Genomic DNA, 14,155 nt, shown 5'->3' with positions numbered 1-14,155 from the left:
ATAAATATTGGATATAATATCTTGTTAGATTTAAAATAGACAAACCCAGAGGAATAAGAAATAAAAATTATATCACTCTGGGTTGTTGTGTTATTTGACTCTGCTTTTCAATTCTGAGCCAGTTCTGAATCTGACTACTCTTCTTGCAGGAATGTTAAGGGCTTTGCCATTCTGTGGATTTCTCCCCTTTCTGGCTGCTCTCTTTCTTACATCCCAGCTACCAAATCCGACGAGCGTAACTCTTTCTCCCTTTTTCAATGCATCTGATACGCCTGCCATAAACTCATTAAGCGCTACTTCTGCTGAACTCTGGGAAATTTCGGACTTTTTTGCCATTCTGGCAACAAGGTCTGATTTATTCATTTGTAAATCACCTCCTTAATCAATTGTCTTGAGCTTAGATGCGTCTGAAACCTTTGTCAAGCTTTATTTTTAATTCTACTCGCTTTTATTTTCCCGATGGAATCGGAATTTATAGGAAGTGATATCTGTAAAGTGTTGAAATATAAGGGGATAAGTTCGGAACCTTAAAAGACAAATAAATAAAGGATTTTGTGGAAAATAATTCTGAAATATAAAGAAAGACAATAAAAAATCTCACCTCAGAGGAACCAAATACCTGCCACAAAATCACTAAAGCACGAAATTACACTAAAAAGAAAAACAGATTACAAAAAAGAATTTTGGACCACCCTCCAAAAAGAATACGGGCGGGCCATGCCTATCGGCAGGTAAACAGGCAAGGGCTTCGTACGAACAGAGTTGCGCAACCTGAAGGTTGCGGCTACCAACTTCGTCGAAACAAATTATTGCAAGATTACTGTTTTGCGCGTGAGTGTGCGTTTGTTGTTTTGTAACCTTACGAAATATATTCCGGCTGCAATCTTGTTATTGTAAGTGTCGGTTCCGTTCCATCTTACTGTATGATACCCTGCAGTGCATTCGCCCTCAAGTAATGTCTTTACCAGTCTTCCGCTTACATTGTAGATTTTCAAATTCACATTTCCGGCTTCCGGAATGCCAAATTTTATAAACGTTGAATTCAACGCCGGATTCGGATAATTCTGGCTCAGGAACATAACTTTCGGAGGAGTCGTCTCTTCTGTTCCGGTTAGAGCTACATTAAATACTTTTGAAGCTATATTATTAGTAGTATCGTTTTCTACGGGATTAGCTTCCGAGATTTTTACCCATACCGTATCCAGTCCTACTGCTTGGGGTACCCACATTACGTTCAACGGCATAGTTTTGTTTGCTTCAACCGAAACAAGAGCGCTCGTAATAAGATTCGCCGAATCAATATGATGCAGGTATATGGATACCAAACATTCCGCATCTTTTCGTATATTTTTTATATCCGCTCTAATCCAGCACGTATCGTTAATAACCGGAGGTTTATTGGTAGATATGTCGTTTGCAGTTACATATACATCCGATGAAGTATCCGATACTACGCTCAAATGTATCGTATCACCGCTGATTAATCCTTTGCTGTCGTGGCCTGTCAGGTATATGGTATGATTCCCGAGAGGAAGCGCTGCCGAAATATTTTTCCCCGTTCCGAGTGGGCCGCTAACATTTGATGTCCATTTTAAAGTAGTGTCTTCTACAATCCGGTCTTCCGCATCATAAGCGTTAGCGCTAAATGCGACTTCCTGATTTATCGAATATATCGCGCTATCTTCGGGTGTCGATATAAATACGCTCGGCGTCTTATTGTCTGTTTCAAAATCTCCATTTGATTCGTCGCTTGAAGTATTTATGCCGTCAGTGGCGACAACTTTGAATTTACAGGTTGTTCCGCCCGGGAAGGACTGCATATTTACTAAGTAAGTTGTATCAATTAAATCTATTGCAATGGGCGTCCACACGGAATCCTTAGTATATAACAGCCAGTAATAAAGTTGCCCGCCGTCTATATCATTTCCGCTCCATTTCACTCTTACCGTATCCGAGAAGTTTTCTCCGCCGTTCGGGTAGAGAAGCGTTACGGCTGGCGCATTGGCAGATTTTATAACTTGCTTAATTATATTGGAGTTATGTTTTATAACTATTTTCTGCGTATTTACAGGGAACTCAAGATTAAAGTAATACGGGGACCCCTTAAGCGTTGAAGAGGGGACATCTATAAAATCGGGCTCAAAATTTATACCTGACAATACACTTCCTGAGCCGTTCTGACATTCTATCCTGTAGTTTCCGGGTTGTCCTGTATCTGCTTCTCCATTTGGAATTTTGTAAGAGGGTTCAATCAATACGGAATCATTATCATAAATATTAAAACTGAATGCAATTCTCGGAACGGATGCCTTCTTTTTAGCAGGGAAATTATTCAACAAAATTTTATAAACGGAATCAGATATCCAGTGAGACATAGTGCCTGAGTTACCCATCAAACTGTAATAATTATTGCCGGCATATTCTTTAGGGTGAGGATTGTGGATACATCCTTTTGTTCCCTTGTCTACCCACCAACCTTCGCTTGAAACAGAACCGTCAGGCTGGGTTTGATAAGGCCAGCTACTGTTTCCGGACTTATCTACCGGTTCATAATATTCGTCATCCAACACATAACCCATCCCGTTAAAAACATGTCCCATCTCGTGAGTTGCTACCCACTGGTCACCGGGGAATGTTGTGCTATCAATAAGAACGACTCTTGCGTATCCCGAATGAGATAATCCATGGCTGAATGTTCCTTTCGGCGCAATACCCACTACCCTGTGGTCTACATCCTCAGAAGCATAGAGTCTTGTAATTATACTCATAACTGTTCGGGTATTCCAACCAAACCACCCGCCTGTAACAGTAGAATCTACATTTATAATAGAACAATCATACTCTATCATACCCCAGTACATTGGTAAAATTGCTTCTACAAATGACTGGCATTGTTTGGCAAAATCAGTAATGTTTACGCTTGAGAGCCCGTGCCATCTTTCTGCAGAAATAGGCCTATATGTTATCCGTGCGTGGGGCGAAGAGACTATTTTTACCGAATCTGCCCCGGTATTATTTGTTTCGTTTCTTTCCTCAACTGCTCCGGGTGCGTAGTCTACTTCCGCTCTGACTACCGCGTTTCCCGCAGCACCGAATAAATCTCCAATAGGTATAAAGAAATTGAAACTGTTGACTCCGCTATTTAATTCAGCATTAGACCAGACTTTTGCGCCTTTAATAGAGTTCCCCGAATAATAATCTGTCCCATTGTAAGTTAATTTAACGTTTACTCCATCCACAGGCTTGCATCTTCCTACATCCACAAAAACCCTTACCATAGTTGGCCTTAGTGTTAGTAAATCAACATCCTGAACAGTCTGGATTGTTTTTACGTCTTTTATTTTTAAATCAATATTTGCCAGTTCTACATCATAATAATTATTTACGTAGGGTTTATAATTCAAGTTCCCGATGATTGTATCTCCGAGGGCAAAGCGTCCCGTAATATCTTTTGGACCTCCGGTGCCCCAGAAACAGTTCTTAACGGAAAGAAGTGCCGCTCCATCATCATTCCTGACCCCCACGCTGTCGTTCCCGCAAATATTAGAGTGCTGGACATTAAACCATCCTCCTGAAGTTCCTACAATTCCGTATTTATTCGATGTTATTTCGCTATAAGACACCTGTGCCATACCGCTACCCGTGGAATAAATTCCGTAATTACAGTCGGCTATAAAGACGCTGCATACCTTGCAGGGACTCTTAGCTCTTATGCCTATAGAATCATCCGTAAATCTGCATCTTGCTATATTTACGCTACCACTTGCGTTTACGTAACTTGTTACTCCGTATCCTGCTCCCGTAATTTCGACCCATTCTAATGTTCCCGTAGAAGAATCCTGAATTGTAAAAGAATAATCCGAGCGCGAGCCGGTATTGGAAGAAATTTTTATCATAGTATCTTGTTGTCCTATCATCACGAGATTTCCGGTCGAAGTTCCAAGAGCATGGGCGGGGTCTATTTTTATTTCTACGCCGGGTTCAATTGTAAGCGTTGGAGACGAAGTATCGCCCCATCCTCCCGTCAGAACGACGCAATTTTGTGCCAAATAAAGAGTTCCTTGTATAACGAACGGGTTGTCTTTTTTTCTCCATACCGTATTTCTTGCAATCTGTCCGCAAATGCTGCCCGGATTTGCAGTAACTATGTTGCTTTCGGATATTAATGAATCGTCATAATAAATCTGTGTCTGGTAGGTATAGGACGACCCTTTTACTACGCCTGTGTCTCTGTACACCGTAGGTCCGTCGTCCGTAGAATCGAGCAAAGCCCCGTTACGGTATAGTTTATATCCCCAACCACCGCCCCCGTAGATTAATTCCGCGATATCTACTTCACTGTTTCCCTGATACAGGACGTAAATCGTATGAGATTTCGGAGCTCCGCTTTTCTTGAATTCCGAACGTGAAATGCTGTGCGCAGTTATTTTTTCTTTTACGATTTTTTCGCCGGCGTTCTTTACTTTTATAAAATCGCCGTAGCATAAATTCGCTACAAAAAACAATGCAAACAAAACATATTTGTTCATCTTTCCTCCTTTTTAAAAAACTACTTTAACTTTCAACCAGAGGACATAGCACGCTATGTCCCTACAAAAAATTAACTACTTTACAGATGGGCAAACGCATAGGTTTGCCCCTACATACATTCAATTGCACATTATACCCCTATTTCTTTCAGGGTAATTTACTTCAGCAATATTAATTTTCTAACTTTTGTATCTCCGATGCCTTCAATTTTTATAAAATATATTCCTGTTGGCGACGGATGTTCATTTTTATCTTTGCCGTACCAGTAAACGTTATAAGTTCCGGGTTTTACGGTATTATTAAAAAGTGTTTTTATATGCTGTCCCGCAAGATTGAAAACATTAATTTTAACGTTTGCATTCTCAGGAACTGAAAAAGATAACAATGTTTTATTCTTAAAAGGATTGGGCATTATTTTTGATATTGATAATGTAAGCTTATTATCTGCGTTTTCTTCTACCCCTGGATTTGAAGGAGTAAATTTATACAACCCTGTATGCCACACGTCATTTTGAGATGTCGACCATTCTATGTCTTTTGAATTTCCCTGAGTATTCCATACGTAAGTGTTATTTAAACTTGAACCGATAATCTCAATAAACCCGTCATTATCCAAATCCGCAAGAGTAGGGGATGGGCACGCCAGATTAGAATCTGCCGTAAACTTTGGAAAACTTGGAATCAAAACCCCGCTGTCAGTGAAAGCATAGAACTTGCCTTTATTCCTTGTGCCAACTACAATTTCCATACCGGGATTCGTATAAATGTCTCCTATAACCGCCGAAGTAAAGATTTCACTCTTTGCTGAAAGGGTTTCAGGCCAACCCGGAAAGAAGTTACCCATATAGTCAAACACAAACAGGACAGGGTTGTAGCTGTATAAAGAATCCGTTGAAGGCATTACTATTTCAAGCAATGAATCACCGTTCAGGTCTCCCAGCGCAGGTTGAAAAAACGGTTCCATAAAAGGAACAATAATAGGTTTAGGCCAGCCGGGCATCCTGCTCCCATCGGATTTAAAAACATAAATGCTATCGAAGCTTCTGCCACAGGTCGGAACGACTATTTCAAGCGAGTCGTTATTATCTATATCCCCGATTACGGGAATTCCTATGCCTCTGCTTAGCTGGACAGGCCAACCTGCTACCGGTGTTTTATCTTTTTTAATAACATATACTTCTCCAAGACTATTACCAAATATTATTTCTTTTTCGTTATCTCCATTTATATCGGCTACTGCGGATTTATAAATGCCGGGCGCATAAATCGGCCAACCCGATGTATTACTTCCATCTCCTTTAATCCGGTATAAGCTGTCGCCCGAACAATACAGGATTTCAGGAATAGAATCGTTGTTGAAATCACATAATGTCGGTGAAGTGTAAGCGACTCCGGGAAGAGACTTAGGAAATGAAGTTACCGTTGTTCCGTTATGATGCCATGCGTAGAGTCTATTTTTTTCGGCTACTACCATTTCAAGGTCGCCGTCACCGTCAATATCGCCAACTGACGGCGCGCCATAAAGCCAATCGCTGGATGAAGTATTGAATAGTTTGTTCCCCTGGTTATCATAAACAAATAAACCCTCGGCTTTGCTGATTAGTAATTCATTTTTGCCGTCAAGATTTACGTCGCAGACGGTAGGCGACCCAAACCAGCCTCCGTACACCGGAAATCCCGGCAGTCCGGATTCATCAATGTTTATTTCTATTATAGATTCAAAAGTATCGCTTCCGTAAACGTTTAATTTAATGACATAAACTTCAAGAGGAATCTGTCCAAGCACCCATATTCCCAGCGTATCGTTGCCTTTTTCGCTCATTCCGTTGTTTCTCAGTGTAATCCCTGTTGTGTCCCATACGTCAGGCCCGCTCTTTTTCTTAAATTTTATCGTGTAATTAGTAAAATTAGAAACAAAAGCATTTCCCTTAAAATATACCGTATCGGCATTGCTGTATGCCGGCGATTTATTGGCTATGTCCAATGCGCAGTTATTTATGCGATAATACCTTTTATCCTCTCCTGTTTTTCCGCCGGAATCTTTTACAATAAGTTTGATAGTAACTAAACTGTCTTCAGGGATTAACCGCGTGTTTAACAGACACAACGTATCGTTTGTTACGGCTTGATAAAAAGAATCGGAAACAGGAACCCACAACGAAGGAGTTTTTCCTATTCCGTATTCAAATTTATAATTCAAGAATGTAGCTCCGGCGGCATCTCCCTTTTTAGCCGTTCCCTTCATCAGTGCGTCTCCAAATATTGTAGCATAGTTATTAGGAGAAGAAATGTTTGCAGTCGGCGGCAGATATTCGGTAATAATAGGTGTTTCAGGGTCACCAAGGAGATTAATCGTGAAATAACTCCATCTCATTGTTCCGGTGGCTCCCATAGCGGTTACGAGGTCTTCTTTTGCGTCATTCAGCGCATCACCTAAATTTTTTATATTTTCCGTAAATATCGCATCGAGGAACTGGTGGTCAAAGTGTTCACCGGGACCTTTCCAGACTCCCTGAGAATACCATCCAAAGCGGGTATTGCCGATGTACGCAAATGCTCCTGTCTGCGAAAATATAAATGATTCGGAAATTGCTTCAGAGGAACCGCTCGTCGCTTCATCAAAACCTGCGGTATAACACCCCTGGGAATATATTAGCGGGTAATCGGTGTTTCCTATATTTCCGCCGAATAAATCCATTACTGCCAGACTATTTGCGTGTCCAATATGATTCAGGATGTGTGTTCCTTTCAGAAGTTCATCCTCAACGGCGTCAGAATTAAACGTTCCATCCCTGTCATACAACCTTGTTATGCTGAATTTTGGAAGAAGTAAATAAGCAACGCTATCTTTTTTATCTCCGCCTTGAGTATAAGGATCAAGGTACTCACCGACAAACAAGGCTCTGTTCAAGTAATCCGGGTTTGTTTTGTTTTCATAATAAATTAGTTTCTTTATATAATTGCTTGCTTCTTCAGGAGTTTCTACGGTTATCCTTCCGACCGCTACTTCAAGAAGAAAATCGGCTTCTTCTCCGGAAGTTCCGGTTCCGCCGCCTGCCGTATCGCCTTCTCCGTAAACGCCATCACCGTCGGCATCCCAGTTGCCGTCAAGTCCGGCATAGTATATGTCGCTTGCCATAGTAGAATCAATCGGGCTTCCTACGCCGTCAGTTCCCCATGCCAACAATCCTCTTACCGGGATAATTTCGTCGTCCCCGCCGAGAGCAACCCATTTAAGGGGGTGCGCAGTTGCGCCCCAAGCTGTGTAGCAAGCTTTTATGAAATTTCTGATTTTTTCCTGATTGTCAACACCCGTATAATTAGCATATATTGAATCCGTAGTAAACATCCCTGTTTGTATCCCGCGAGAGTTTTTCCAGTTTACGAGCACCTGAAACGAGTCTTTCAGGGTTGCGTCGGTTATAAGGATATAATCAAACGGACCGGATTTAGATGCAAGAGGAACGGGAGTGGGCAGTGGTTTAGTAAGACTATTATAGGAAAACAATGCTTCGCTGTTTTCTATATTTCTTGGTATCCTGTCAGAGTTTTTTTTATCCGCAATTCTCATTGCCGATTGTTCTATTTTTGTTTTTGTGTCTGGAATTGTAGTGATTTCCAGAATTACTTTTTTATAATAGAATATTTTTCCTGTTTTAGGGATGTAGCAGACAGGAAAAATCTGACCTGTCAGTATGTCAAATCCGTTAAGTCTATGTGTTAAATAATTGGAGATTGGTTCTCCGGGGTAGGGAGAGGATTGTTTATATATTTTACTGTCTTTAACAGTTTTAATTTTATTGTCTTTTACTGAGGTAGGTATTATAGGAGGCCCGGGCTGGATATCGTAGTAACCCTTCAGAGTTTCAGTTTCACAGGGGATTAATTTAAGAGATAGAACTTTTTCTCCTGCAGGGAGGAGTATTTTTATATCTTTTGAAGGAAGAACCGGTTTGCCGGGTTGTATAAAGGATTTAAGTCCTGCGATGGTAATAAGGTCGTATTGTCCATGTTTTACCGAGGGTTTTTGAAATTCGTAATTAATTTTTATAGTTTCTGCGGTAAGGGTTTGCGCGAGGAGCAGGGAACAGATTATTAATTTCATAATACCTCCTTTGATTTTATTATGAATTCTAAGATGGCAGAAAAGGTTTGTAAAGTTATTTAAAAGGAAAAGCGAAGGAGAGAAAATTTTTGGACAGGGATATTTAAGAGATTAAAATCAAAAGGCACAGAAAAAGTAGTTGCGGGTAAAATAAATAACAGAAAATTATAGTCCGCCTGAGGTGGATAAGAGTTTCTTACTACGAATAAACGCGAATATACACGAATAAAACAAATGCGGATTGAAAGCACAAACTCTAACTAATCCTTTTCGTATCCTTAACCTATTCCTTAAGTTTTGTCCTCCAAAATCGGACAAAACTGGATAAGTTGGACTAAGTTCCTGACGGAACAAAGTCCAACTAAAAAAAGAATTGACAAATACGATAAAAATTGAATATTAGAACAATATAAATAAAACAATATGAAAGACAGTATGAAAGACAGTATGAAAGACAGTATGAAAGATAATATGAAATTTGAAACTAAAGCTATACACGTTGGTCAATCTCCTGATTCTGCCACCGGTGCCGTTACGACGCCGATTTACCAGACATCTACATATTTTCAGGAAAGTCCCGGCAAACATAAAGGCTACGAATACAGCAGGACAGGAAACCCTACAAGAACTGCGCTTGAAGAGTGTCTCGCAAGCCTTGAGAATTGTAAATACGGTCTTGCTTTTTCATCGGGTATGGCTGCAATAAATACCGTTATGGGATTGCTTAAATCCGGGGATAATATAATTTCGACATTAGACGTTTACGGTGGGACGTATAGACTTTTTAAGAACGTGTTTAATAATTATGGACTGATTTTTACTTTTGTTGATACTACAAAAATGGAGAATGTCATTAAAGCGATAACTCCTGCTACTAAAATGCTATGGGTGGAAACGCCGACTAACCCATTATTGAAAATCGTAGACTTAAAATCATTCGCGGATATAGGCAAGAAACATAAATTAATTACCGTAGTTGATAATACTTTTGCTACACCGTATTTCCAGCGACCTGTAGATTTCGGCATAGACATTGTTCTGCACAGTGCTACAAAATATCTTGGCGGACACAGTGACGTTATAGCAGGCGCGGTAACTACAAATGACGAAACCTATTACAAAAGATTGAAATTCTGCCAGAATGCAATCGGTGGAGTTCCCGGGCCTTTTGACTCGTGGCTTGTTTTGAGAGGGATAAAGACTCTCGTCGTAAGAATGAAAGAACATTTTTCAAATGCGTTAAAGATAGCAGAATTTCTTGATTCTCATCCTAAGGTAGAAAAAACATATTTTCCGTATTTGCCTTCCAATCCACAATATAAACTTGCAAAAAAACAAATGAGTGGGATGAGCGGGATGATTGCTTTTGACATTAAAGGCGGATATAAGGAAACCAAAAAATTTCTTGAAAGCGTGAAACTTTTTACTCTTGCAGAAAGTCTTGGCGGGGTTGAATCTTTAATCAGCCATCCCGCAACGATGAGTCACAGTTCACTTACACCTGAAGATAAAGCAAAAATGGGGATAAAAGATAACTTAATCAGGTTGTCCGTTGGAATTGAAAACGTAGACGACCTGTTAAAAGATATTGAACAGGCGTTGGGAAAATAATTCTATTTTTGGACGCAGATTAACGCAGATGAACAGGATGAAAAAAGAAAAGTTAAGAGTAAAGAGTTCAGAGTTTAAAAAATAGATAACAGAATACAGAAAGATTCAAAAAGGATAAAACGGAAACGATAACCGCAGATAAACAGAAATAAAAAAAGAAAGTTTAGAGTTAAAATAAAGAGAAAAAGACAAACAGATGATAAAAGATTTTTACTGTAGAGGGCACAGAGGAAAAATTAGTTCTCGGTTTTTATCTCTCCGTACTCTGCATCCCTGCCTGCCGGCAGGCAGGTCTGCGGTGAAAACTCCAACTAAAAAATATGTGGAATAATAATGTTCTTGAAATAATCGGCAATACTCCGCTTATAAAATTAAATAAAGTTACCAAAGATATAAAAGCTACTGTTTTGGCTAAGTTAGAGTGCTTTAATCCCGGCGGGTCCATTAAAGACAGGATGGCATTGTATATACTGGACAAAGCGAAAGCAGAAGGGAAGTTAAACTCCGACAGCACGATTGTAGAAAACACTTCCGGGAATACGGGTGTCGGGATTGCTTTATACGCCGGAGTTAACGGACAAAAAACAATTTTTACGATACCGGATAAGATGAGTATGGGGAAGATTAATTTTCTCAAAGCTTTCGGGGCGGAAGTTTTTGTTTGTCCAACGGCGGTGCCTTACGATTCTCCCGAATCTTATTATGAAGTGGCAAAAAGAATTGCCAAAGAAACTCCGAATTCATTTGCGCTTAACCAGTATCACAATACGGATAACCTGGAAACACATTATAAAATAACAGGACCGGAAATCTGGGAACAGGCGGAACATAAAATAGATTATGTAATTATTGGGGCAGGAACGGGTGGAACGGTTTCCGGGATAGGTAAATTCTTAAAAGAAAAGAATCCCGATATTAAAGTTATTGCAGTTGACCCGATAGGTTCAATATATTATGATTATTTCAAGAGCAAGAAATTCATCGAGCCTAAAGTATATTTCGTAGAAGGCATAGGCGAAGATATGATGTGTGAGAATATGGATTTTAGCGTCATTGACGATATTATCCAGGTTACGGATAAAGACTCCCTTTTAATGAGCAGACAGTTATTGAAGGAAGAGGGAATTTTTGTGGGAGGTTCTTCCGGAGCAACGGTTTGGGCGGGATTGGAAGTGGCAAAAAAATTACCTGAAAATAAGATTGTCGTGACTGTTTTGCCGGACGGCGGATACAGCTATATTGAAAAAATATTCAATGACGAGTGGATGAAAGAAAAAGGTTTTATTTAAGACATCTCAAGTTGTTTGCGACAAAAAGATATTCCAAATAAAAGATGAGAATAACAGGTGGAGAGTTTAAAAACTTAAGAATAAACGCTCCTGAAGATATACGTCCAACGCAAGATTCGGTTAGACTTGCAATATTCAATGTCATAGGGGAGAGGATAGAAAATGCAAATTTTATTGATTTGTTTGCGGGCAGTGGAGCGGTTGGAATAGAAGCATTGTCAAGAGGCGCAGAGAGAATAGTATTCGTTGACAGTTCCGTAAAAGTTATAAAAGAAATAAAATCCAATATTGGAATTATAGATAGCGATGATTCGTATAAAGATAAAATAACAATAATAAATAAAAAGTTTTCCCAGGTAGAATTACAGGATTTACTTATTCCGGGGCGGCAAAATATTTTATTCGCAGACCCGCCGTATAATAAAGGATATGTAAAGTTATTGTTTGAAAAATTTGCAGGCGTTAACAGGAGCGAGAGCGATATTTTTATAATCGAGCATTCAAAACACGAAGACATTGTCGAAGGAAAACATTATAAATTCGGGGATACGTTGTTGACTTTTTTGTAGAGAAATCAACCACAGAGGGCACAGAGAACAAAAACAAATAAGATTTAGAGTTAAAAAAACAGAGAAAAGAAACTTTCACCGCAGACCTGCCTGCCGGCAGGCAGGGACGCAAAGTTCGCAGAGAAAAAAATAACAGATAATAGAATAGGAAGAGAAAACAGAGAGAGCACAGAGGAAAAGAACAGAAAAATTTATCCCAGCAGAGCTGGCCTAATGGCTTAAACTCAAAGGGCTTTCTACCACGAATGAGCACGAATATACACGAATAAAAAAAGTGGACTTGATAAATCAAGTCCCTACAAAGGGGAAATTACTTCATTACCTTATTATAAATTTTCTTAAAATCGTGTTTGCCGGCGAGGAGTATGGTTGTGATGGGGGCGACTTTTTTTGCGAGATTACTCATCTGTGTTACTTTGTCCCGGATATCCCATTGAGCGCTTTTATCTTCCCGTATTCTTGAAATATGGTATAACTGCCGTACATTTATCCCGAGGAGTACTCTCCTTTTGTGAGCGTTTGTCAGACAATATTCTGCTGCTTTCCCATAGGAAGGCTTGAATTCGTTATACAAATCCGTGCTTTTATCACATACTTCTTTTAATTCCCGTGATAACCCGACTTCCTGAATATTCGGTGGAATCGTGTATCCGAGAACGGGGTCATAGTCCTGAGTTAATAACGTATTCATTCTGTGTCTTTTTAGTTGCGCGAAACTTGTGGCACTTAAAACAATTTCATATATTAAAAATCCTGCCTCAAAAGCTCTTGGGACTTTATCAAATTCACTGATATATTTTAAGGCTTCTTTAATGAAGTTTATGGCTTTACCGGTAGTAATTAACTGTTCTGAAAAAGTATAACATTCGTTAATTGGTTTATTTGAATATAAGTGTAAGAGGGCAGTTAAAATCTCCCTGTCCGGGGTATTATGATTTACGAGAGTTACTTCTTCTTTTGTTTGCATAGATTCATCAATATAAAAAAGAGATGGAATAGATTTAAAATTTTTCTCAATGAATTCTCTTAATTTTTGTTCAGTATATTTAAAGTTGTCTTCCTGTAATTCTTCTTTTGGAGCAGCTCTAGACGAAGAGCTTCTTTTGGAAAACAAAGACATTTGCTCGCTTAACGATAAAGTTTTTGGTAATGAAGAGTTACCTGTAACATTTTGTTGTTTAAATAGGTCAGGTGCGGCTAATTGGATTAGAGAAGGAGCTTTTTCTATTATTGCGGAATATAATAATTGGGCGAATTCCATTTCTTCTTTTAGTCTGCCGTATTTTAATTCCCTGATTGCAAGTTCGGCAGTTTGTCCGGTATAAGAGCATCCAAGCTGGGTTTCAGTTGCTAAACAGAGACTATACCTTGCATCTTCTTTTGAGAGGGTTTGTAATTCCGTTAATAAAGATTGTCTGCTTTTATCCGTTAAGGTGATTAACTTTTTTGAGTTTTTAGTTTCCAGGAGTTTTGTTAATAAGGGGACAGCCTTGAAATAGAAGTCGTTTTGGAGTTTAACAAGTTCATCGAATTTTTCCAGGTCCTGTTTGTTGAATTCTTTAGGTTTTATGTAGTCGCCTTCCAGCGTAACATATCTCTGGGATTTTTCCGTATATCCTGCGAGTCTTCTTTTTTCTATGGATTCTGCGAGAAGCCTTGAAACGCCTTTTATGTTTAAGTTGAAAATTGCATGGTCGGCTACGGAATGATGTCCCATACCGTAGAGAATGGCTTCGTTTGACTTTCTGGATTTCTGGATATTTTCCAGAGATTCGGATACCAGTTCGTCAACGTTTTTTTCGCTTCTGCTTATTCTGGCGTAAGCCGCGGAGATTACTTCCGGAGTTGCTTTGAGTTTTTCTTCTTCGGGGAGGGTTTTAAGAATCTCCAGAGGAACGTTTGTGCCTGCTAGTCGTATTTCCATTTTTATAATTAGTTATAATATTCCACTTTACAAAAAACCTAACCACAGAGATCACAGAAAACGGAAAGATTAGATTTGAAAAAATAACATACAACAGAATAGAGATAGAAAACAGAGAGGGCACAGA

At 39.3% G+C, this 14,155-nt stretch carries 7 protein-coding genes; 3 read left to right on the top strand and 4 right to left on the bottom strand.

The window, feature by feature from the left end; translation table 11 throughout:
* Window positions 1-90: 90 nt before the first annotated feature.
* The 3 genes from WC614_00815 to WC614_00805 form a co-directional block, all read right to left on the bottom strand.
* A complete protein-coding gene (locus WC614_00815) occupies window positions 91-363 on the bottom strand; it encodes an HU family DNA-binding protein (protein MFA5031535.1) in 273 nt (90 codons plus the stop codon).
* 443 nt (window positions 364-806) lie between these two features.
* Window positions 807-4,529 (bottom strand): T9SS type A sorting domain-containing protein, encoded by a 3,723-nt coding sequence (locus tag WC614_00810; protein MFA5031534.1) that lies wholly within the window; start codon window positions 4,527-4,529, stop codon window positions 807-809.
* Between the two features lie 158 nt (window positions 4,530-4,687).
* Window positions 4,688-8,635, bottom strand: coding sequence for a C25 family cysteine peptidase (locus WC614_00805; GenBank protein MFA5031533.1), 3,948 nt, complete (start codon window positions 8,633-8,635; stop codon window positions 4,688-4,690).
* A 423-nt stretch (window positions 8,636-9,058) separates the two neighbouring features.
* Between WC614_00805 and WC614_00800 the strand changes: the two genes are divergently transcribed.
* The 3 genes from WC614_00800 to rsmD all read left to right on the top strand — a co-directional run bounded on the left by WC614_00800 (window position 9,059) and on the right by rsmD (window position 12,104).
* On the top strand, window positions 9,059-10,246 hold the full coding sequence (locus WC614_00800; protein ID MFA5031532.1) for a cystathionine gamma-synthase: 1,188 nt from the start codon (window positions 9,059-9,061) through the stop codon (window positions 10,244-10,246).
* Between the two features lie 320 nt (window positions 10,247-10,566).
* Complete coding sequence (locus tag WC614_00795) at window positions 10,567-11,535, top strand: cysteine synthase family protein (protein MFA5031531.1); 969 nt, start codon at window positions 10,567-10,569, stop codon at window positions 11,533-11,535.
* A 44-nt stretch (window positions 11,536-11,579) separates the two neighbouring features.
* A complete protein-coding gene (gene rsmD, locus WC614_00790; protein MFA5031530.1) occupies window positions 11,580-12,104 on the top strand; it encodes a 16S rRNA (guanine(966)-N(2))-methyltransferase RsmD in 525 nt (174 codons plus the stop codon).
* Window positions 12,105-12,414: 310 nt separating this feature from the next.
* On the opposite strand, the gene WC614_00785 is transcribed toward rsmD, so the two are convergent.
* Window positions 12,415-14,028 carry an FAD-dependent thymidylate synthase gene (locus tag WC614_00785; protein ID MFA5031529.1) on the bottom strand — a complete coding sequence of 538 codons (1,614 nt, stop codon included), beginning with the start codon at window positions 14,026-14,028 and terminating at the stop codon, window positions 12,415-12,417.
* Window positions 14,029-14,155 lie beyond the last annotated feature (127 nt).

This window comes from bacterium (assembly GCA_041649255.1).
Taxonomy (GTDB): domain Bacteria; phylum Hydrothermota; class UBA3073; order JACQXS01; family JAQTXJ01; genus JAQTXJ01.
Note: the sequence above shows the minus strand (reverse complement) of the source record. Positions and strands in the feature narration are given on the sequence as shown.

Excerpts from the sequence above, each read along its gene's own strand:
- WC614_00815 (MFA5031535.1), bottom strand. The coding sequence starts at position 363 with ATGAATAAATCAGACCTTGTTGCCAGAATGGCAAAAAAGTCCGAAATT.
- WC614_00810 (MFA5031534.1), bottom strand. The coding sequence starts at position 4,529 with ATGAACAAATATGTTTTGTTTGCATTGTTTTTTGTAGCGAATTTATGC.
- WC614_00805 (MFA5031533.1), bottom strand. The coding sequence starts at position 8,635 with ATGAAATTAATAATCTGTTCCCTGCTCCTCGCGCAAACCCTTACCGCA.
- WC614_00800 (MFA5031532.1), top strand. The coding sequence starts at position 9,059 with ATGAAAGACAGTATGAAAGACAGTATGAAAGACAGTATGAAAGATAAT.
- WC614_00795 (MFA5031531.1), top strand. The coding sequence starts at position 10,567 with ATGTGGAATAATAATGTTCTTGAAATAATCGGCAATACTCCGCTTATA.
- rsmD (MFA5031530.1), top strand. The coding sequence starts at position 11,580 with ATGAGAATAACAGGTGGAGAGTTTAAAAACTTAAGAATAAACGCTCCT.
- WC614_00785 (MFA5031529.1), bottom strand. The coding sequence starts at position 14,028 with ATGGAAATACGACTAGCAGGCACAAACGTTCCTCTGGAGATTCTTAAA.